This is a genomic window from Microbulbifer sp. ABH2_005 (genome assembly GCF_056160005.1).
The window spans coordinates 590309-611237 of record NZ_JBSWWI010000001.1; the positions used below are offsets into that span (position 1 = coordinate 590309).

The following is a 20929-nucleotide window of genomic DNA, read 5'->3' on the forward strand; positions in this document are numbered from 1 at the left end:
CTGTGATTGTGCAGTTTGGCGGTGCTCCGCACGCGGAGTTTAGTTAGAAACCGAGAAGTAGAAAGAGTTTGGCCGTTCTTGATGCCGGACCAGAGAACATAGTTTTATGTCGAAACGCGATTATTACGAAGTCCTCGGCGTCGAGCGCGGCGCCTCGGATGCAGAGCTGAAGAAAGCCTACCGCCGGGTGGCGATGAAGTTTCACCCGGACCGCAACCCCGATGATGCGGAAGCCGAAAACAAATTCAAGGAGGCCAATGAGGCCTACGAGATACTGTCCGACTCACAGAAGCGTGCGGCCTACGACCAGTTTGGCCACGCCGGTGTGGAAGGCCAGATGGGTGGTGGCGGCGCCGGTGGTTTTGGCGGCTTCTCCGACATCTTCGGCGACGTATTTGGCGATATTTTCGGTGGGGGCGGTGGCGGCCGTCGCGGCGGCCCTGCGCGTGGTTCCGATTTGCGCTATGACCTGGAACTAGACCTGGAAGATGCGGTGCGTGGCACCACGGTCAAGATTCGCGTACCGACTCTGGCTTCCTGTGATACCTGCCATGGTTCTGGTGCCAAGCCCGGTTCTTCACCGCAGACCTGTGGTACCTGTGGCGGTGCTGGCCAGGTGCGTATGCAGCAGGGTTTCTTCTCCGTTCAGCAGACCTGCCCGAATTGTCGTGGGCGCGGCTCTATTATTTCCGACCCCTGTGGCAGCTGTCACGGTCGCGGTCGAGTAGAGGAAACCAAAACTCTGTCGGTGAAAGTGCCGCCCGGTGTGGATACTGGTGATCGTATTCGCCTGTCTGGTGAGGGTGAAGCCGGTCCCGATGGCGGCCCCGCTGGCGATCTGTATGTGCAGGTCGTGGTGAAGGAACATGAGCTGTTCCAGCGCGATGGCAAGAACCTCTACTGTGAAGTGCCAATCAGCTTCTCCGCCGCTGCGCTCGGTGGCGAGCTGGAAGTACCGACGCTCGATGGCAAGGTAAAACTGAAAATCCCCGCTGAGAGTCAGACCGGCAAGCTATTCCGTCTGCGTGGCAAAGGGGTAACCCCTGTGCGCGGTGGCGCCACTGGCGATCTGCTGTGTCGGGTTGTTGTGGAAACACCAGTGAACCTCTCCAGCAAGCAAAAAGAGCTGCTGCAGGAGTTCGCCAACACCCTCAGTGAGAAGAAAAATGCGCCTCGTCAGACCGGTTGGTTCGAAGGGGTGAAGAACTTCTTTGGCGATATGAAGCTTTAATTCTAAGCGCGTATCCCTAATCGCTATTCGACTATCGGCAACCTAAAGCTTGTCGTTGCTTTACTGACGAGCGCCTTTGAGAGGTTGTGAGAGGTCAAAAGTAGGAAGAATAGCGAAAGCTAGCCCGGTGTCCCTGCCGGGTTAGTTGCCTTGGGCAGATCGAGCCCTCAGGCGAGCAGCCAGCTCCATCAAAAATTCGTGCTGAATCTTTCCCAGTTCCTTCATTTGTTGTTGTTTTAGTATCCCTTCCAGCTCTTTGTTTGTTTGGCCGGTGATCGTGGCCAATTGCGCACCGATTTCCCCGCGCTGCTTAGGAGTCAAAGTCAGTTTAGGGTTGTTCAATACGCCATAGCGTTCCAGTACGGCCTTTTTTTCTGCAAGGCTCTTTTGCATGATGGGCAGCACTACTTTTTCCTGGCCAGGGGTGAGCTGCAGACGCAGCGTCACCCAATCTGTTATGTCGTCATACTTCTCCCAAAAGTCTGGGTTTGTACTTTGCTGTTGTGCGGATACGGGCGCACTGCCAAAGGCCAGGGTTAAAGAGATAACCACCACCAATAAATGTGGCAGGTGGTTTGATCGAATCATAAGTCGCATGTTGGCGCTCCATTTACCCCTCTGGATTAAGCCTAGCATCGCGGTTTGTCATCGCTTTCACTGAGTTGCAGTTAGTTGGTAATAAAGTTGTGCCTTGTTATTTCTTCATGCAGCAAACTCATGGCCAGATTAAGATCAGGTATAAGTGATCACTTTTAAAGGCGTTGTTTTTGTAGCTGCCCTCAGGAAGAGCGGGGTAAGATTCGCAACCTTATGGGCGTAGACAGGAGTGTTGTTGTGGCGGTAAAGATAGCGATCAGCGGATTTGGTGGGCGAATGGGCCGGGCTCTGGCGGAGGCACTGACGCTCACTGGGGAAGCGGAACTCAGCGCCGCTGTTGTCCGGCCTGGTTCCAGCCTGGTGGGGGCCGATGCCGGTGAAGTAGCGGGCTTGGGCCGTAATGGTGTCGCCATTGTGGATAACCTAGAAAAAGCCGAGTTTGATGTGTTGATCGACTTTTCCGCGCCTCTCGCGACCCTATCAAATACTGCTTATTGCGCCACTCACGGTCGCCCCATAGTGATAGGCACTACAGGATTTACCGCGGAACAGAAAAGCGAAGTACTCGCACACGCTAAAAAAATCCCACTGTGCCTGGCTAGTAATTTTTCCACAGGTGTAAACCTGTGTTTTAAATTGCTGGAGACCGCTGCAAGGGTAATGGGTGAGGATGCGGATATTGAAATCGTCGAGGCCCATCACCGTCACAAAGTAGATGCCCCCTCGGGCACGGCTCTCAGTATGGGTGAAGTGGTGGCCGAGACCCTGGGGCGTGATCTCGACAAAGTGGCGATCTACGGTCGCGAGGGGCAGACTGGTGCACGGGAGCGCGATACCATCGGCTTTGCCACCGTGCGAGGAGGGGATGTGGTCGGTGAGCATTCGGTGATGTTTCTCGCCGAAGGCGAGCGAGTTGAAATCAGCCATCGCGCCAGCAGCCGTCTTTCTTTTGCCCGCGGCGCGGTGCGTGCCGCACTGTGGCTGAGCGGCGATGATTACTCGCAACGCGCCCCTGGCCACTACGATATGCGCGATGTGCTGGGATTAAAATAATTTTTCCTCTGCAATAGTTTTATTAGTGGGTTAGCCTCGGGTTAACTTCGTAGACTCTACCCATAAGCTGATCGGCAATATGGGTTAAATCAATGCTGTAAATTGGCGAGGCCTGGCCTCGCAAGGGATGACAGTAATTCGGGGCGTTTACTCGCTCGATAAACCAAAAAATATTTTGAGGATTTTTTCGTTTGGAAAAAAAGCTGATTGTCGGTAGCGAAGAGTGGTGTGCTTTTCCCGGTCTGGGAATTCCTGCGATTAAGGCTCGGGTCGACTCCGGGGCTAAGACTTCTTGCCTGCATGCCTACAATATTCAGACGTTTAAGCGCGACGGTGAGCCCTGGGTAAGCTTTGAGGCGCATCCATTGCAGCACCAGCGCCGCCCGACGGTGCGCTGCGAGGCCCGAATGCTGGATAAGCGTGTGGTGCGCAGCTCCTCCGGTGAATCGGAGCGGCGCCCGGTCATTCGTACCGCACTTTCCATCGGCGGCAGCGTTTGGGATATCGAGCTGACCCTGACCAACCGTGACAGTATGGGTTACCGCATGCTGCTCGGGCGTGAAGCGATGCTTGGGCGCATGATGGTGGACCCTTCGGAGGGTTTCTGTCTGGGTGATTTGCCAAAAAGCCAGCTGGATGAATTTTATCGGGACGAGCACCATATCGCCGGCACAGGCCTGCGAATCGGTTTGCTGGCTTCCAATCCGGACCTTTATAGCAACCGCCGCATAATGGAAGCCGGTGCCGAGCGCGGCCACCGTATGACCTTCCTGGATGTTCGCCAGTGTTATATGAAGCTGGATGCGGATGAGCCCGAGGTGCATTACCGCGATGGCAGAATTCTCAACAATCTGGATGCCATTATCCCGCGAATTCGCCCCAGCCAGACCTTTTACGGCTGTGCTCTGACTCGCCACTTTGAGAGTCTGGAAGTGTTTGCCCTGAATGGTTCTGCGGCGATCAGTCAGTCGCGGGATAAGCTGTTTTCCCTGCAGCTTTTGCAGCAGAGCGGTTTGAGTATCCCCACCTCCGGTTTCGCCAACTCGCCGGTGGATACCAATGAGCTGATCGAGATGGTCGGCGGCGCGCCACTGATCGTGAAACTGTTGGAGGGAACCCAGGGGCGCGGTGTCGTGCTGGCGGAAACCCGCAAAGCGGCGGAGTCGGTCATTAACGCGTTTAAATCCCTGAAGGCCAACCTGTTGGTACAGGAGTTTATCCGCGAAGCTCAGGGCAAAGACCTGCGTCTGTTCGTGATCGATGGGCGGGTGGTGGCCTCTATTCAGCGGGAGGCGGCGCCGGGTGAATTCCGGGCCAATATCCACCAGGGCGGAACCGCTTCAGTGGTCAAGGTCACGGCAGATGAAAAGCGCATAGCCATTAAAGCGGCAAAAGCGCTGGGTTTGAAAGTGGCGGGTGTGGATATTATCCGCTCGCGCAAGGGGCCGCTACTGCTTGAGGTGAACTCCTCCCCCGGCCTGGAGGGCATCGAGAGCGCAACCCGTAAAGATATTGCTGGGTCTATGATTATGTCGATTGAAAAGGCGCTCAAATGGCGTCCGGCGACAAAATCCAGTGAGAGCAATGTCGACCTGGAGAAGAGTACGTCTGAATAGTCGATGTTGATTGGGGCGCCGGCGGCACTAAGTCCAGTGGGCTAACCTTCAGAGGTGGCCGGGCTTTTCGCTGGCGCGCTCATCAAGCCTCGGCAAATAGTTTGCCCTGGTATCCGCCGATAGACACTCTCTGCCGGGGCCGCCCCTGTTGCCGGCAGCTGGTGTAAACCGCAGGGTTTTACTGACCGTGAAGACACACTGCCGCAGACCTTCTGCTCCCCGCCTATCCCTGATTTTTACCCTATTACTGAGCTTGCTGATTGCGCCTTTGACTCAGGCCGCGGTACACCTCTCCGATACCCCCCTGGGGCGGCGTGTGATGGTGGATTACATCGTGCATTTCGCCTACAACCTGCAGTGGCCGGTCAATGCGTTTGATAACTACACAGCCCCATTCAAGGTGTGTCTGATGGGAGGGGATTCTCTGGGGGAGACGCTGGCGGAGCGCTTCCGAAACCAGCGTATTGACGGGCGCAAGGTGGCGCTGGAGAAAATTGACTTCAAGGATATACTGCGCGCGCGCAAATGCCAGATCGTGATTCTCGGCTCTATGGATCGCGCCAATCTGCTGAAAGCGCTGGTTACTGTAGAATTCTTCCCGGTTCTTACGGTGAGCGATGCCGATCGCTTTGCCGCAACGGGCGGAATGATTGAGTTTGCCGACTCCGGTGGCGAAGTGGCACTGCGCATGAATAAAACCATGTTGGAGAAGGCGGAGTTAAAAATGGGCAACAGCTTGTTCCGTCTTGGGCAGAAACCAGACTGAGGAAAGTTTCCTGCCGCGTTTGGCGTATTTTTGCACTAGCGTTCAGAGGGGAATTCGCGTAGAATCTGCGCCCGAATTTGGGCTGGTGTCGCGAAGCTAAATCGCACAGCGCGAGCCCGCTAAAAGCCGGTGGCAAGCATCGGCCAATTTGTGAGAGCCGCGCGTGAATAGATTTTTAAAGCGAGATGAAGCTGCGATGTTTCATCTCGCTTTTTTATGCGCGCGCCAGTCAGGAGCTTGTATGCTCCAAAGCCCGAAAACCCCGCCCGGAAGCAGTTCTGAAGATTGGAGTTCAATTTGACTAAAGCTGTCCCTACGTCGGAGGCCTTCATGCCCCACAACTTTATGCAGAGTACAACTCCCGCCCTGCTGGTGCTCGCAGATGGTAGCGTCTTTGAAGGACGTGCGATCGGCGCCCACGGCAGTTCTGTTGGCGAGGTGGTGTTCAACACCTCAATGACCGGCTACCAGGAGATCCTTACCGACCCCTCCTACGCCCGCCAGATTGTGACTCTGACCTATCCGCACATCGGCAACACTGGCACCAACCAGGAAGACGAGGAGTGCGCCGATATCTGGGCCGCCGGCCTGGTAATTCGCGACCTGCCGCTGATGGCCAGTAGCTTCCGCAGTGAGCAGTCTCTGGAAGACTATCTGCGCGATCGCAATATCGTCGGTATCGCCGATATCGACACTCGTCGCTTGACTCGCCTGCTGCGCGATAAAGGCGCCCAGAGCGGTTGCATCGTTGCCGGTGACAATATTGATCGCGAAGAAGCCCTGGCAAAGGCCAAGGCATTTGCCGGCCTGAAAGGGATGGACCTGGCCAAGGTGGTGAGCACCAAGGAAGCCTACCCCTTTAGCGAAGGTACCTGGGAACTGGGCGAAGGCCACAAGGCCGCACCGGAACAGCCCTTCAAAGTGGTGGCTTACGACTTCGGTGTGAAGCGCAATATCCTGCGCATGCTGGTGGATCGCGGCTGCGACATCACGGTAGTACCGGCAGAGACCCCGGCTTCCGAAGTCCTGGCGATGAATCCCAACGGCGTATTCCTGTCCAATGGTCCCGGTGACCCCGAGCCCTGTGAGTACGCGATCACCGCTATTCGCGAAATCCTCGACGCCGGTATCCCCACCTACGGCATCTGCCTGGGCCACCAGTTGTTGGGCCTGGCGGTAGGTGGCAAAACTGCCAAGATGAAGTTCGGTCACCACGGTGGTAACCACCCGGTACAGGACCTGAGCAGCACTAAGGTGATGATTACCGCGCAGAACCACGGTTTCGAAGTGGACGCCGACAGCCTGCCGGACAATGTGGAAGTTACCCACAAGTCTCTGTTCGACGGCACCCTGCAGGGCATTCGCCTGACAGACAAGCCGGCCTTCAGCTTCCAGGGGCACCCGGAAGCGAGCCCGGGCCCACACGATGTGGCGCCGCTGTTCGACCACTTTATCGATTTGATGAAAGAGCGCGCCTAAGGGTGCAGCCGCCCAGGGTTGGGCAAATAACCGCCGCTTTTGCGGCGGTTATAAGGAGACTCTGAATAACGCCGTAATACCTCTGCGGGTCCTTGAAGGCTGCAGATGTTAGGCGCAGCTTGCCGCAAATGGCCGTAGCCCTTTGCAAGAGCTGCAACGCAGCAGCTGTGGCCTTCAAGACCCGCCCTTCGGGGCTTGCAGAGCGATTCACACTCCGCGTTGCGACTTCTTGAAAGGTCTAGACATTCCTGCGAAGCCGCGCCTTGATTGTGAACCGCTCTGCAAGCCAGAGGCATCACGGAGTTGTTTAGAGTCTCCTTGACAAGATACGAATGAAATTTAGCGCAGCCGGCCTTAGCCGGTAGTAGAACGGAAGAAAGATGCCAAAACGCACAGATATCCAAAGCATTCTGATTATCGGCGCAGGCCCCATCGTGATCGGCCAGGCGTGCGAATTTGACTACTCCGGTGCCCAGGCCTGTAAGGCGCTGCGCGAAGAGGGCTACCGGGTGATCCTGGTGAACTCCAACCCGGCCACCATCATGACCGATCCGGCCATGGCCGATGCCACCTACATCGAGCCGGTGGAGTGGCGCACCGTTGCCAAAATTATCGAGAAGGAGCGCCCCGACGCCATCCTGCCCACCATGGGCGGCCAGACGGCACTGAACTGCGCCCTGGACCTGGACAAGCACGGTGTCCTAAAGGAGTTCGATGTCGAGCTGATCGGTGCGGACAAAGACGCCATCGAAAAAGCGGAAGACCGCGACCTGTTCGACAAGGCGATGAAAGCGATCGGCCTGGAAACCCCGCGTGCCAAGATCGTGCACTCCATGGAAGAGGCGAAGAAGGTACCGGAAGAGTTCGGCTTCCCGGTGATTATCCGTCCGTCCTTCACCATGGGTGGTTCCGGTGGCGGTGTGGCCTATAACTGGCCTGAGTTTGAAGAGATTTGTAAGCGCGGTCTCGATCTCTCCCCCACCAACGAACTGCTGATCGATGAATCCCTGCTCGGCTGGAAAGAGTACGAGATGGAAGTGGTTCGCGATAAGAACGACAACTGCATCATCGTATGTTCCATCGAGAACTTCGACCCGATGGGTGTACACACCGGTGACTCCATCACTGTCGCTCCGGCGCAGACGTTGACCGACAAGGAATACCAGCTGATGCGCAACGCCTCTATCGCGGTACTGCGCGAGATCGGCGTGGAGACCGGCGGCTCCAACGTACAGTTCGGCGTCTGCCCGAAGACTGGCCGCGTGGTGGTGATCGAGATGAACCCGCGGGTATCCCGCTCCTCCGCACTGGCCTCCAAGGCCACCGGCTTCCCGATCGCCAAGGTCGCGGCCAAGCTGGCAGTGGGTTACACCCTGGATGAGCTGCAAAACGACATCACCGGCGGTGCGACCCCGGCGTCTTTCGAGCCATCCATCGATTACGTTGTCACCAAGATTCCGCGCTTTACCTTCGAGAAATTCGGTGAAGCGGATGCGCGTTTGACCACCCAGATGAAATCAGTGGGTGAAGTGATGGCGATTGGCCGCACATTCCAGGAATCCATGCAGAAAGCCCTGCGCGGCCTGGAAGTGGGCAGCTTTGGCTTGGAAAGCAAGGTCAACCCGAAAAAAGACGGTGCCGAGAACCGTGTGCGCCGAGAGCTTTCCGTTCCGGGTGCCGAGCGCATCTGGTACGTGGGCGATGCCTTCCGTATGGGTATGAGCGTCGGTGAAGTTTACGACCTGTCCGGTATCGATCCCTGGTTCCTGGTGCAGATCGAAGAGCTGATCAAAATCGAAGAGCCGCTCAAGTCCCTGCCCACCTCGGCGCTGACTGCCGAGCATATGCGCTTCCTGAAGCGCAAAGGCTTCTCCGATCGCCGCTTGGCGGATCTGCTGGGGGTGAGCCAGAAGACCGTGCGCGAATTCCGCCACAAGCTGGGCGTATTCCCCTCTTACAAACGCGTGGATACTTGTGCCGCTGAATTCAGCACCTCCACTGCCTACATGTACTCCACCTACGACGAGGAGTGCGAAGCGCAGCCGTCCGATAAGAAGAAAATCATGGTACTCGGCGGTGGCCCCAACCGTATCGGCCAGGGCATCGAGTTCGATTACTGCTGTGTACACGCGGCTCTGGCGATGCGCGAAGACGGTTACGAGACCATCATGGTCAACTGTAACCCGGAGACCGTTTCCACCGACTACGACACTTCCGACCGCCTCTACTTCGAGCCGGTAACCCTGGAAGACGTGCTGGAGATCGTTGCCAAAGAGAAGCCGGAAGGCGTGATCGTACAGTTCGGCGGCCAGACTCCGCTGAACCTGGCGCGCTACCTGGCCAACGAAGGTGTGCCGATTATCGGTACTACCCCAGAACAGATCGACCGCGCCGAAGACCGCGAGCGTTTCCAGCAGATGATTATGCGTCTCGGCCTCAAGCAGCCGAAGAACGCTATCGTGCGCTCTGTCTCCGAAGCCATCCAGGCGGCGAAAGACGTGGGCTATCCGCTGGTTGTCCGCCCGTCTTACGTACTGGGCGGCCGCGCGATGGAGATCGTCTACAAAGAAGACGAGCTGCTCACTTATATGAAAGAAGCGGTGCAGGTTTCTGACGAAGCGCCGGTACTGCTGGACCACTTCCTCAACGCCGCCATTGAGGTGGATATCGATGCGGTATCCGATGGCCAGGACGTTGTGATCGGCGCCATTATGCAGCACATTGAACAGTGTGGTGTTCACTCCGGTGATTCCGCCTGCTCCCTGCCGCCCTACAGCCTGCCGGCGGATGTGCAGGACCGTATGCGCGAAGAAGTGAAAGCCATGGCCCGCGAGCTTGGCGTAGTTGGTCTAATGAATACCCAGCTGGCCTACCAGGACGGCGAGATCTACGTGATCGAGGTGAACCCGCGCGCTTCCCGTACCGTACCTTTCGTTTCCAAGTGCATCGGCACTTCACTGGCGAAAGTGGCTGCGCGCTGTCAGGCCGGTATCAGCCTGCAAGAACAGGGCTTTACCGAAGAGATCGTACCGGACTACTACTCCGTTAAAGAGTCAGTATTCCCGTTCAACAAGTTCCCGAAAGTGGACCCGATCCTCGGCCCCGAGATGAAATCCACCGGCGAAGTGATGGGCGTGGGCGCGACCTTCGCAGAAGCCTTCGACAAAGGTCTGGTTGCCGCTGGCGATCGCCTGCCGGAATCCGGCCGCGTGTTTATCTCTGTGCGCGACTTCGACAAGGCCGATGCCGTAGGCGTAGCTCGCGATCTGGTGGAGCTTGGCTTCGAGGTGATTGCCAGCCGAGGCACCGCCAAGGTCTTGCAAGATAACGATATTCCCGTTACAACCGTCAACAAGATGAGTGAAGGTCGCCCGCATATCGTCGATATGATTAAGAACGACGAGATTGCGTTGGTGGTGAATACCACTGAAGGTCGCCAGGCGATCCGCGATTCCGCGGATATCCGTCGCAGTGCCGAGAACCACCAGGTGTGTTACACAACCACCCTGGCGGCAGCCCAGGCCATGGCGATGGCCATGCGCCAGGAGCAGCCGCTACAGGTACGCCGCCTGCAGGACCTGCACCAGCGTGTGGTAAAGCTGTCTTAATCATCTAAAAACAAACCGTCATTTCCGACCGGGCCTTGTGGCAACACAGGGCCCGGTTGCGTAGTAACAATAATGGAGGTCCCACATTGAACCGGGTACCAATGACCGTCGAAGGCGCAGAAGCGCTGCGTTCAGAATTGGAAAATCTGAAAAAAGTCGAGCGCCCAGCGGTGGTGGAAGCCATTGCCGAGGCTCGCGAACACGGTGATTTGAAGGAAAATGCCGAATACCATGCGGCGCGTGAAAAACAGGGCTTTATTGAGGGGCGCATTCAAGAGATTGAAGCCAAGTTATCTCACGCCCAAGTAATCGATGTGAAGTCGATTGAGCCCAGCGATAAGGTAATTTTCGGCACCACGGTAACGATCATTCACCTGGATGACGATGCTGAAGTGACTTATAAAATCGTGGGTGACGATGAAGCGGATGTGAAAAAACAAAAAATCTCAGTGAATTCGCCGATTGCCCGCGCACTTATTGGTAAGGAAGTGGGGGAAGTCGTTGTTGTACACACGCCCTCCGGCGCAGTGGAATATGAAATCGATACTGTAGAGCATCTATAAAAGATCTCTTAGTAAGAAAAAGGGCGGCCAAAGGCCGCCTTTTTTCTTTGGGGCAGGAGCAGCTTTACTGGGAAACGAAACTTTGATTGTTTTCACCGTGTTGGTGAACCTTGGCGGTTTCATTGAAACCAAACTGGGCGACGAGGCTGTTGTTATTCGAACCATTCTGGATGGCTTCTGCGTGATGATTTTCACCGATTTGGCCCAGGTACACATCATTACCGTGGCCAAACTGCATGGTCTTACCAAAATGGTTGCTACCAGCCTGGGAAATATCCGCCTCGTTATACCAGCCTTCCTGATACACTTTGGCTTCATGGCTGTGGCCCAGCTGGCGAATATCCGCGTCGTTGTTACCGCCATCCCCTTGAATTAAGTGGGCCTTGTGAAACTCTCCAATTTGTAAAATATCTCCCTGATTCATTTCACCACCTTGCGAGAGCATGGCCTCACTGCCATGGCTACCTACCTGAGTTACAGTCGCGTTACTGAAATCACTGTTTTGCAGGATGGTTGCCTGGTTACTACTACCCGATTGTTGGTAGGTCCAAGCGGTATTACCATGTCCTTCCTGTATATGGATAGAAAAGCTGCTTTCCTCACCAAACTGGAAGGTTAGAGAGCTATTGTCTATGCCAAGCTGCTCACTCATTGCTGTATTTTCAGCCCCGCCTTTCTGAAAAGCATTCGCGTAGTTACTAGTCCCATCCTGGAATTGAAGAACCGTACTGTGGTGTTCATAGACCTGGATACTAACGGCAGTATTGAACCCCTGATGCTGTTCCTGATTAACGTAATTGTGATGGCTGCCGGGTCCCGCCTGATCAACATAGGCGTTGTTACCAAAGCCGTTTTGATCCTGGTAAGTAGTATTGTTATCGGCAAAAGCGGTACCGCTTAGAATTAAAACCATAGTGGCAGGAATTGGGGTCAAAATTTTCATGAGTATCTCCATTACTGCTTAAAAAAAGAGCATCACGATAGAGGGCAGTTTAAATCTGCTTAACGGGCATGCTGTGTAGTTAGCGTGAGCTGTTACAATGTGGCGCTAAAATTTTTTTGGCAGCGCCACTGTAAACTGTTTAGGAAAACTTGCACGCAAAGTGCTTAGGTAAAAAGATCGAGTTGATAGAAAGTCGAAGAGGGGGTAAATCTGGCGCATTTTGGTTGACATCCCTGATACTACTTAGGGGTCCATAATTTCGTTCCGTCCCTTTTAGTGTTGCTTCAGTGATAAAGAAAAGCCATAGGAGAGAAGTACTATTTAGCTGGGAGGGAAGTTTTAGCCAAGATAAAATCAAAGATAAAAAACAATTAGAAAATGCCAGTAGAAACTGGCATTGAATGAAATTGATATTGGTAAGACCTATTGAACAATATAGCTTTGATTATTAAATCCTACTTGTAGAGTGTCACTACTCTGATTAATACCGGATTGCGAAATTGATACGTGATTAAAGCCGCCAAATTGCTCAGCGTTTACCTTGAGATTGATGCCAGATTGAAGCACATAAGCTTCGTTGCTGATGCCTAACTGAGTGACTGATCCAAGATTACTGTCTCCTGATTGAGCAAGATCAATCAGGTTATCTACTCCGGTTTGCATCGTCGTTGCACAATGATTGCTGCCTAGCTGAATAGCATCGGTTTTATTGAATCCTCCGCTCTGAACTATAGAGGCCTCATGAGAAAACCCTTGCTGGTGACTTTCAACTCTATTTAATAGGCCTGTCTGCATAATATTGATATCACCATTAAAGTTTGTTATCTGGCTTGCCGTTGCTATATTCAGGCGATCATTTTGCTGAATTTGAATACTGTTGTTGAACCCTAGTCTTTGAATGGTTAAAGCAAAGTGATTTTGTCCATCCTGGGTGTGTAAAGAGAAGCCTTGAACCTGATTGATCTGAAAGGTTATTGATTGACTATTGGAGCCAATCTGCACGCTTTGACCAGCATTGCCACTCCCGAAAGCCTGGCTGACCTCAGATGAATGTTGTTGTCCCGTCTGATATTGTGCGGCCGTACTACCGACTTCTCCTACCTGATTTGCTATGGCGTCGTTATAGAAGCCAATCTGCTCCTGGATAATTAAATTACTCTGGTTGAGGGGAGATTGCTGAATAGCAGTTGCATTGTTCCCAATTCCGACTTGAACCTGACGAACAGTTTGGTCATCAGCTTGAGCTGAAAGAGAGTAGCTGGTTAATAGGGTGGTGGCTAAAAGTAGCTTGCTAAAGTGTGTCATAGGTTTCTCCACAACTGCATAAATGGGAGGCTTGGGTACTTATTAATTCTTGTTACAAAAAATAAGTGCCACCATGAGAGAAAGGTGGGTAACTTCTGGGACTTAACTCTCAGCAAAAGGCACTTTAGGGTCTTATAAATGAAGAAAATATTTTTAAGTAGGTGCTTATAGGGAGCGTTAAAAAAGTTTTCTTTTAGCGTGATAAATAAGTAAAGATGCCAAAGATTAGTATCAATCTATGGCATCTTTTCGAAGGTAAGCTATTTATTGGTTCACTACGGCAGTGTTACCGTAGCCGGTTTGGGTAATATTTGTCGATTGTGAAAAACCACTTTGTGTCACTGTGGCTGTGTTCATGCCGCCTGATTGATTAACAACTGCCATGTGTCCACCACCCAAACCACCATTGCCTGACTGCATAATCGTAGCTTGGTTCAGATAACCATCCTGAGTAACAAAGGCGCTGTTGTACCAAGAGACTTGAACAATCGTGCTGTGGTTATTTTCGCCTTTTTGTAATGTATCTGCTTCGTTATACATATCGGACTGGGAAATCTCGGCATGATGCGATATGCCAGACTGAGAGATATTGGCATAGTGACCTGTTCCCTTCTGGCTGATCATTGCCTCGTGGTAAGAGCCGTCTTGGAAGATATATGCCTTTGAATTAAAGCTGGCATACTGTCCTACTAAGGCGCCGTGAATATTGCCTATTTGCTCGATGACAGAAATATTATCACTGCCTAGATGCTGTTGAATTTCAGCTTCGTTGCCCATGCCATTCTGGAGTATCTTGGCCTGGCTATTTTGCGCAGAAATCTGGAAAGAATTAGCGTGATTATCCATGCCCGCCTGGAAAATCAAGGATTCATTTCCGATCCCTCCCATCTGCAAGCTGTAAGCTTCGTTTAATTTGTCTTCTTGAACTTGGTATATAAGACTATCAGTTTCATTTTTCTGAGCGGCTTCGGCATTATTGAGATTACCACTCTGTGAAATTTCTACAGAGCTGTCGATAGTACTGCTGTCAGTTTGATCAATGGAGGCATGATTGTTGTTGCCGTTTTGCTCTAGTGTTGTTGTATTTCCTGCCGCATATGTGAGTCCGCTGCCAGACACCATAATTGCCAGTGTCAGAATGGTAATCTTCCTCACGTTTAACTCCTTTTTACTGCTGTGTCCATCATGTTTTAGTGAAATCCGAGAGCTTGATGTAATGCCTCGGTTAAGGGTTTTTTAGTCTGCTGGTATAATTTTAGTTGAATTATTCTGGAAAAATGTGTGGTGACATTAAAAGCTTTAATCAAATATTAATTTTTTAAATGTTTATTGGTTGGGTGGGGTTTGTTGATCCTGTAGGTCGAAGTGGTCTTACATTTTTCATAGGCGTCTACTATTGTTTTTTTCAGATTTTATGGGGTTAGAGTGTGATAAATAAATATATCAGTAAAAATAGTGGATTCCTAATGGCAGGGCTGACCCCAATAGGGTCAGCCGCAGATATCTAGATGAAGAATCTAAGGGAAAATATACATGTTATTATCGCCAATCTGGCTGATCATTTGTACATCTCCATTACCCGCTTGTATCACTGAGATTAGGTTTGAATTACCAATCTGCTCTGCTTCAAATGTATTATTATTTCCGCTTTGAGTGATAAATGCTAGGTTTTGAGTGCCACCGTTTTGAAGTATATCAGACGTATTCATATCGCCAGTCTGAGACACCCCCACAGTATTATGACGAAACGATTGTATGGTTCTGGCCCAATTATCATTACCGCTCTGGTTATGTGTGGCTGAATTGCTTTCCCAATATTGTTGGACTCTACTGGTGTTGCCATCACCTGATTGAGCGACGTTTAAGTCGTTATACTTTCCATCCTGCGTTGTAACAGAAGTGTTCCCTGATCCTGATACCTGCGAAACAAATGCGCTATTTTCCCGGCCTTCCTGATAAGCTTCAATTGAATTTAAGGAACCACCGATCTGCACCGTTGTGGCTGTATTGCCAAGAACGAAGCTTGAGGACTGGTTGACAAGAGCCGTATTACCTGCCCCGAAAGACTGGTTCACACTAGCAAAGTTTGAAGCTCCTTCTTGGTTCACAGTGGCAAAATTTAAGAGAGTCACAAACTGATTAATTGATGCAGACTGTGCTGATGGGCCACTTTGTGAAATTACAGCCGATGATGCACCAGAGAGAAACTGGCTGGTGGCAGCATCGTGATTGTCGCCCACCTGAGTAATCGTTGCAACTGAAGCAACAGAGGCACTCTGTAAAGAGTCTGCCATATTCATGTCGCCGATCTGGTTATGATTAATTGTGCCGAAGCTTGTGCCGTTTGTTTGATCGGGATTGGATTTATTAAAATCACCAGTCTGGTTGATCACAATATTGCTATTGGTAACACCGGGTTCCTGAGTTGGGGTTGCCATGTTTCCAGTACCAATCTGATTGAGAATTATGGTATTGGCCATGGCGCCACTGGCGGCAATTGCCAGGAAAACACCTGCAGCAATCGGGGTGTACTTTTTCATCGGTTACTCCTTAGAGATATCAGGTTTAGCTTGAAAACTTTTTTGCTATAGAGACTATCAAAACAGCATCGGAAGCTTGCGTGAAAATTGCTTTTCCTGGTATGGGGAAAAATCGTTGAGGGTTTTTTCCAAGAGTTTCAATTGGGCGCTAGCACCGTATTGAGTTCTAGGAAAAAGCATGGGTACCTCGTGGAATTCAGCTTGATGCTGAGTAGAGTCTTGTGGGGAAAGCACGAAACAGCCATAGGAGATAAGTTTCGATCACCTAGGAAGAAAGTGTGTTTTTCATCCAGGCAGGTAATCGAGTGTCACAGAGTTTTTACTTAAATAGCAGCGAGCTATAGGGCAATGGATTTGGTGAAAATAATTGGTGGTTGTCCATCTTTCTGGACCACTGGCTTTAATAGAGTCACAAGAAGTTTTCTTACTGGCAAGATATTTTGTACAAAAAAAGGCGGTCAAATGATGACCGCCGCAAGATATTCTCTCTCTAAGAAGCTACAGTAAGAGCTACTGGAAAATGAAACCGACGTTAAATGCTCCAGCTTGATTTGCTATAGCTGTTTCGTTGGACCCGAGTTGGGTAGTGGTATGCACATTCAGCAGTCCAGCCTGTGAGGTTTGTGCACTGTGTCCAAAACCGGCTTGCGCAATGGTGGAAATATTGATTGTGCCAGCTTGCGCGGTAAGTGCATCGTTAAATGAGCCTGCCTGTGCATGGGTTGAGATATTGCCAAAACCAGCTTGGAGAGTGGTTGAGTCGTTGCCCAGACCGGCCTGGAGGACTGTAGCAAGGTTCAGCGTGCCAAGCTGTGATGAATTAGAGCTATTGAGTAGTCCTGATTGAGCGTGGGTTGCAATATTGAGGGTGCCAGCCTGATTAGCGACAGCAGTATTCCCAACGGCTAAAACCTGAGCCATATTGGCAATGTTTGCAGTGCCAGCCTGATTGACAAGTGCGCTGTTTCCAGCACTAAGTATTTGAGTGACTGTTGCAAAGTTTAGAGTGCCCAATTGATTAACTGTACCAACATCACCGGCGGAGGCTGTTTGGAACACCGAGCCAAAGTTTGCATCCCCGGCTTGATTGACAAGTGCTGCTGATGCAAGTGCTGGCGCTGCCTGGGTAGTAATAGCGAAGTTACCATTACCTGCCTGAATAACCGATGCCGTATTTAGGCTTCCACCAATTTGGAAGGAATTTGCACTGTTGGCATTGCCGGTTTGTAAATGATTGATAAGGTTGGTATCACTACCGCCAGTTTGCAGTGCATTAGAGAAGTTAAAATTCCCTATTTGAGTTTGAAGAACCGTGTTGTCATCATTTCCTGGTCCTACCTGTGTAGATACAGCCAGGTTGCCCAGGCCAGCTTGATTTTGCACGGTGGTATTATTGGCCGCAAATACACTGCCACTTGTGGCGATCAGAATAGCGGCTGCGATGGGTGTTAACGCCTTCATGCGATACTCCTTTACTCTGGACGTTTTAGATTCAGCACACACTGTGCTGAAATTACTGACATCTTCCAGATGTCATGGATTCACAATGCAGGATTTCTTTACTCCTGGAAAAGCTGCATCGTTGAATTCTTGCTGAATAAAATAATCAGCGATTAGTACTTCAATCTACCAATTTACTTTACTTGGATGGCTTAACTGCTCTTTTGCCGATGGGGGAGGTTAGTTGTCTCCCAGATACTGCATTGGGGACCACTCTTGAGAGAGGGCCAGTTTGGCTTTGAGATTTTGATCTCTAAACAACCTAATGTCTGCATGACAAAATGTCCAAGAGGTGTAAAACAACATTCGATCAGATATGTATAGAGTTTTGCTGCTTATAGAGCGGTTCGCTATAGGACATAAGTCACTAAAAAATAGGAATATAGTTCTTTTATTTTTACTGACTCTTTAGTGGGAAGCTCGGGTTAGGTTTTAAGTTGATTTCATGCCGTTTGCTTGGATAAAAGTGAAGTGAAAATTGGATACCCACGTTTTTACGTAATTCAATTTTATTGGATCACCTACTAGAAGCTTTTCATGATGAAAATCGAGAAGAATTCTAATAGGTGGGTAGAGAGAATATTCTGCTGAGGTTTGTCAGAAGAAGCCAGGCTGACAGGCCTGGCATCTTTGTGGGACGTTTTCTGGGAAAGTCTTCAGTGATTTTTTTGAGACCACGTGCCTTTGTAAGTTAAGTATACTTAATCGAATTGGCGGATATAAGTTGTAGTTGCTGTACCCATCACGGTGACTGAGGTATGTAATCCATGGCCACTCTGGTAGATGTTTACCTTGTGTAGCATTCCGATTTCCTCCACATGGGCGCTGTTTTGCATACCGAACTGGGTAATTCCTGCGGAGTTACCTACACCATATTGTTCAATATCTATCAGGTTTTCATAGCCCACCTGGATTAGCCCGCTAAGGTTTTGTTCGCCTACTTGACGTGAAAGTACAACGTTATTTTCACCGGTCTGTGTCACCGAAAGATTGTTCCTATTGCCATCTTGGTGGGCAGATGTGTAATTGGTTCTCCCTGACTGGCGTACATTAACATTGTTCACGCCACCTTCTTGGTTTATTACCGTGAGGTTGGAAACGGACAGTAGGTTCGCCGAACTCAATTCGCTACTTATGGCGAGCTCGCTGTTGGTATCAAGATCAGTGGCGGCACACACCTCTGTGAATAAACTGAAAAAAGCGGTTGCGAGTAAAACAGGATATTTATGACTGCTTGGCATAGTTCCCTCTATCACTGTTAACTACTGATACCCATCACGAGGCTACATAATAACTGTGCTGTCGTTTAGATAGTATTGCAGTATAGGGTTGTTGATATCATCGGGATTCGCCAATGCCCAGGAGTTGTGCACAATGCCCTCGCTGATCAGGTGAATCACCGCAGATTCCATCGCTGAAAGCATAGCAAGCTGAGCGGGCTCGTTATAGGTTACTCCAGCTTCCATTTCTAATAGGCGCCGGAACTTCACATAGCGAAATACATCGGCACTGATTGCTTTGGAATAGACCGTTTTTGATGTCAATACTGAGTGTAATATTCTGCCCGAACGTATATCTATCGCACGCAGGTTAACCGTTACCTGATCAACACGATACTGCTCATCAGCACCGATGCCAAAGTACCTCGCCCCGGCACCACCAGTTTGGATATTTTGATCGTAAGCGACTATGCCACCCTCAAGGAGTACGTTGGCTGCAATTAGGGTTGGCAGCGGAATACTATTATTGGCTGGCGCATCCGGTTTACTGAGCCCCGCGCGGATAATCTTGCGTTCAGTTAACAGGTTTTGTAAGCCCTCACGCTCTAAAGCGATAAACCAGCCAGACTCGTTGAGCACATCCATCAACATGGCTGCACCACCCTGGGTAACTGCGGTGGAGAAACTGCTGTTAGGAGCGGGTTTGTATTGTCCGGTCTGATCGCGGAAGCTGTATACAGCAGCCAGGATTTTCCCCTTGGGCTCGGGAAGATTTATCAAATCCCGAAAAGTGTTCATACGTGGGGTTAGCATGGCATCGGTCCGCCCAGGACCAAAGAGCGCATCACCAACACTTTTTACTGCAGAACACCCGCTTAGAGTGAGTGTGAACGCCAGTGCGGGCAAGGCTAGGGCTTTTTTTATTGCATTGCGCATTGCCAGTTTTCCTTCAGAGTTGATTCTTATCTAGTTTGTGGGGTTGAGCCCACTAACAACAATCTCGCTTTTATCTCCCGTGTTTCTGTCAGTAATCAACACGGTGAGAACACCGTCATTGTCGACAATCTGTACGACGAAATCGTCGGTAATTAATTCTCCACTGTTTCCATCGCCGACATCCGTCAAGAGCTGGTTGAGTAGTCGTGTCTCTAGGGAGTCGGTAAAGCGGTCCAGGGCGCTAGGTTGTTCGTAAATGCTGTCATGCTTATCCGGGTCATCATGATCATCTTGCGACTGAGCATTTTGTAATAAGTAAGTACCGTTTAATGGGTTGCCACCAAAATTCGGGTTAACCGGTTCATAAATTAATTCGGTTGCAAGCGCAGCACTACAGGTAAATAAGTTGGCCGCCAATAATGTCGGATAAATGAGGCACTTTTGGTTCATTAGAATTCGTCCTTTCCCAAATCAAAATTATCTATAAAGGCACTGCTTACCCGGTCTTTTAACACCGCCTGATGAATATATTGAGCGGCTTCATCGGCCAAGCGATGGATATTGTTGGTGCTTGGGCTGATAAAGCGTCGAAATACTATTTTGTCGTTATAGGTAACCCATATCAGGTTCCCCCAGCGAGCTGAGGGACGCTCATAAATGGTTAAGTTATAAGTTGCATCTGGATAATTTAGATTTCTGTATTCACTGAGATACCTAGCAAAATCATGACCTGTCCGGGTAATTGTTCGATCGATGTTAAACCCGCTGATTTCGTCTTCCAGTCTGCCTGAATCGGTGTCTGCTTCAGGGACTGTGGTGTCATCCTGAGCAACTCCAGCAACTATAAAGAAGGCGAAAATCAGCGGGCTTAATCTCATATTCGCTCTTCCTGGAGATTGAGTTTTGCCCAGTTGCTGGCTTGCAAGCGATTCTTTACGCCGATTTTCCGAAAAATGTTATACATGTGATTTTTAACAGTATGCTCACTCAAATGTAATTTGGTTGCGATCACACTATTGGGTTCTCCTGTGGTTAGTTGCCCAAGGATTTCCTGTTCTCTTCGTGTAAGGGGTAAGGGGTTCTGCATACCTTCAGAGTGGCTACTTTCACAGCTGTGGATAGCAATGTTGAGCCTCTGAATAAGTTTTTCCTGGCTGATGTTGCTGTCACACAACAAGTAGAAGCCATTCTGGCGGAGTTTTTCTGAGATGTGGTTTGGTAAGTCCGCGGGAAAGTTGATGAGAATCGCTTTTGGGTGCCTGATTTTCTTTAAGTCAGAGATAAAATCCTTGGAGCAGCTGTTGATGCCTATCTGCCAGCAGTCGATTATGATTGCCTCGTAGTGTTGTAGACAGTGTCTCTGTTTTCCTATGCAGGCTTTCTCCCATGGCATGGGAATGGACTGAGAAAACAGTGAAAATAAAAGATCGCCCTGAAGGCCGGAATTGCTAAAAAAAAGAACCGGCATATACCTCGTACCTCTCCTTGAAACAGATGGACCGCTCCCATCACTAAGAGCTGGATCCGTTATCGACTCCTGTCGTAAAAGTTTCCTGGTTGATCTTCATGATC

At 50.6% G+C, this 20929-nt stretch carries 18 protein-coding genes and 1 pseudogene; 8 read left to right on the forward strand and 11 right to left on the reverse strand.

Translation table 11 applies throughout. The features are described from left to right. Nucleotides 1-106: 106 nt before the first annotated feature. Nucleotides 107-1231 (forward strand): molecular chaperone DnaJ, encoded by a 1125-nt coding sequence (gene dnaJ, locus ACXAFI_RS02515; protein WP_152454811.1) that lies wholly within the window; start codon nucleotides 107-109, stop codon nucleotides 1229-1231. Nucleotides 1232-1372: 141 nt separating this feature from the next. Here dnaJ and ACXAFI_RS02520 read toward each other — a convergent pair whose 3' ends face one another. Next, the gene (locus ACXAFI_RS02520; protein ID WP_475107555.1) at nucleotides 1373-1828 is read right to left on the reverse strand and encodes a hypothetical protein; all 456 of its coding nucleotides are present in this window, start codon (nucleotides 1826-1828) and stop codon (nucleotides 1373-1375) included. Nucleotides 1829-2065: 237 nt separating this feature from the next. Here ACXAFI_RS02520 and dapB point away from each other — a divergent pair, with 237 nt between their 5' ends. The 7 genes and pseudogenes from dapB (at nucleotide 2066) to greA (ending at nucleotide 10913) form a co-directional block, all read left to right on the forward strand. Then, a complete protein-coding gene (dapB, locus tag ACXAFI_RS02525; RefSeq protein ID WP_475107556.1) occupies nucleotides 2066-2881 on the forward strand; it encodes a 4-hydroxy-tetrahydrodipicolinate reductase in 816 nt (271 codons plus the stop codon). Nucleotides 2882-3072: 191 nt separating this feature from the next. Next, nucleotides 3073-3474 (forward strand): annotated as a pseudogene (locus ACXAFI_RS02530) (ATP-dependent zinc protease family protein); the annotation flags it as partial. Nucleotides 3475-3558: 84 nt separating this feature from the next. Continuing rightward, nucleotides 3559-4497, forward strand: a complete 939-nt coding sequence (gene rimK / locus ACXAFI_RS02535) for a 30S ribosomal protein S6--L-glutamate ligase (RefSeq protein ID WP_475109791.1) — start codon at nucleotides 3559-3561, stop codon at nucleotides 4495-4497. 187 nt (nucleotides 4498-4684) lie between these two features. Continuing rightward, nucleotides 4685-5263 carry a YfiR family protein gene (locus ACXAFI_RS02540; protein WP_475107557.1) on the forward strand — a complete coding sequence of 193 codons (579 nt, stop codon included), beginning with the start codon at nucleotides 4685-4687 and terminating at the stop codon, nucleotides 5261-5263. Nucleotides 5264-5593: 330 nt separating this feature from the next. After that, nucleotides 5594-6742 carry a glutamine-hydrolyzing carbamoyl-phosphate synthase small subunit gene (gene carA, locus ACXAFI_RS02545; protein WP_475107558.1) on the forward strand — a complete coding sequence of 383 codons (1149 nt, stop codon included), beginning with the start codon at nucleotides 5594-5596 and terminating at the stop codon, nucleotides 6740-6742. Between the two features lie 380 nt (nucleotides 6743-7122). Next, the gene (gene carB / locus ACXAFI_RS02550; RefSeq protein WP_475107559.1) at nucleotides 7123-10350 is read left to right on the forward strand and encodes a carbamoyl-phosphate synthase large subunit; all 3228 of its coding nucleotides are present in this window, start codon (nucleotides 7123-7125) and stop codon (nucleotides 10348-10350) included. Between the two features lie 86 nt (nucleotides 10351-10436). Next, the gene (gene greA, locus ACXAFI_RS02555; protein WP_152454806.1) at nucleotides 10437-10913 is read left to right on the forward strand and encodes a transcription elongation factor GreA; all 477 of its coding nucleotides are present in this window, start codon (nucleotides 10437-10439) and stop codon (nucleotides 10911-10913) included. A 64-nt stretch (nucleotides 10914-10977) separates the two neighbouring features. On the opposite strand, the gene ACXAFI_RS02560 is transcribed toward greA, so the two are convergent. The 10 genes from ACXAFI_RS02560 to ACXAFI_RS02605 form a co-directional block, all read right to left on the reverse strand. Continuing rightward, a complete protein-coding gene (locus tag ACXAFI_RS02560) occupies nucleotides 10978-11856 on the reverse strand; it encodes a hypothetical protein (protein ID WP_475107560.1) in 879 nt (292 codons plus the stop codon). Between the two features lie 423 nt (nucleotides 11857-12279). Next, the gene (locus ACXAFI_RS02565; RefSeq protein WP_475107561.1) at nucleotides 12280-13161 is read right to left on the reverse strand and encodes a hypothetical protein; all 882 of its coding nucleotides are present in this window, start codon (nucleotides 13159-13161) and stop codon (nucleotides 12280-12282) included. 264 nt (nucleotides 13162-13425) lie between these two features. Continuing rightward, nucleotides 13426-14316 carry a hypothetical protein gene (locus tag ACXAFI_RS02570; RefSeq protein ID WP_475107562.1) on the reverse strand — a complete coding sequence of 297 codons (891 nt, stop codon included), beginning with the start codon at nucleotides 14314-14316 and terminating at the stop codon, nucleotides 13426-13428. Nucleotides 14317-14678: 362 nt separating this feature from the next. After that, complete coding sequence (locus tag ACXAFI_RS02575; RefSeq protein ID WP_475107563.1) at nucleotides 14679-15701, reverse strand: hypothetical protein; 1023 nt, start codon at nucleotides 15699-15701, stop codon at nucleotides 14679-14681. Nucleotides 15702-16211: 510 nt separating this feature from the next. Further along, nucleotides 16212-17162 carry a hypothetical protein gene (locus ACXAFI_RS02580; protein ID WP_475107564.1) on the reverse strand — a complete coding sequence of 317 codons (951 nt, stop codon included), beginning with the start codon at nucleotides 17160-17162 and terminating at the stop codon, nucleotides 16212-16214. Nucleotides 17163-17902: 740 nt separating this feature from the next. After that, nucleotides 17903-18442 carry a hypothetical protein gene (locus ACXAFI_RS02585; protein ID WP_475107565.1) on the reverse strand — a complete coding sequence of 180 codons (540 nt, stop codon included), beginning with the start codon at nucleotides 18440-18442 and terminating at the stop codon, nucleotides 17903-17905. Between the two features lie 42 nt (nucleotides 18443-18484). Continuing rightward, nucleotides 18485-19357, reverse strand: a complete 873-nt coding sequence (locus tag ACXAFI_RS02590) for a CsgG/HfaB family protein (RefSeq protein WP_152454798.1) — start codon at nucleotides 19355-19357, stop codon at nucleotides 18485-18487. 30 nt (nucleotides 19358-19387) lie between these two features. Then, on the reverse strand, nucleotides 19388-19807 hold the full coding sequence (locus ACXAFI_RS02595) for a curli assembly protein CsgF (protein WP_444919965.1): 420 nt from the start codon (nucleotides 19805-19807) through the stop codon (nucleotides 19388-19390). Continuing rightward, a complete protein-coding gene (locus ACXAFI_RS02600) occupies nucleotides 19807-20235 on the reverse strand; it encodes a CsgE family curli-type amyloid fiber assembly protein (protein ID WP_444919964.1) in 429 nt (142 codons plus the stop codon). The genes ACXAFI_RS02595 and ACXAFI_RS02600 overlap by 1 nt, the downstream gene beginning before the upstream one ends. Then, complete coding sequence (locus ACXAFI_RS02605; protein WP_475107566.1) at nucleotides 20232-20825, reverse strand: helix-turn-helix transcriptional regulator; 594 nt, start codon at nucleotides 20823-20825, stop codon at nucleotides 20232-20234. Before ACXAFI_RS02605 ends, ACXAFI_RS02600 begins: the two co-directional genes overlap by 4 nt. Between the last annotated feature and the right edge of the window lie 104 nt (nucleotides 20826-20929).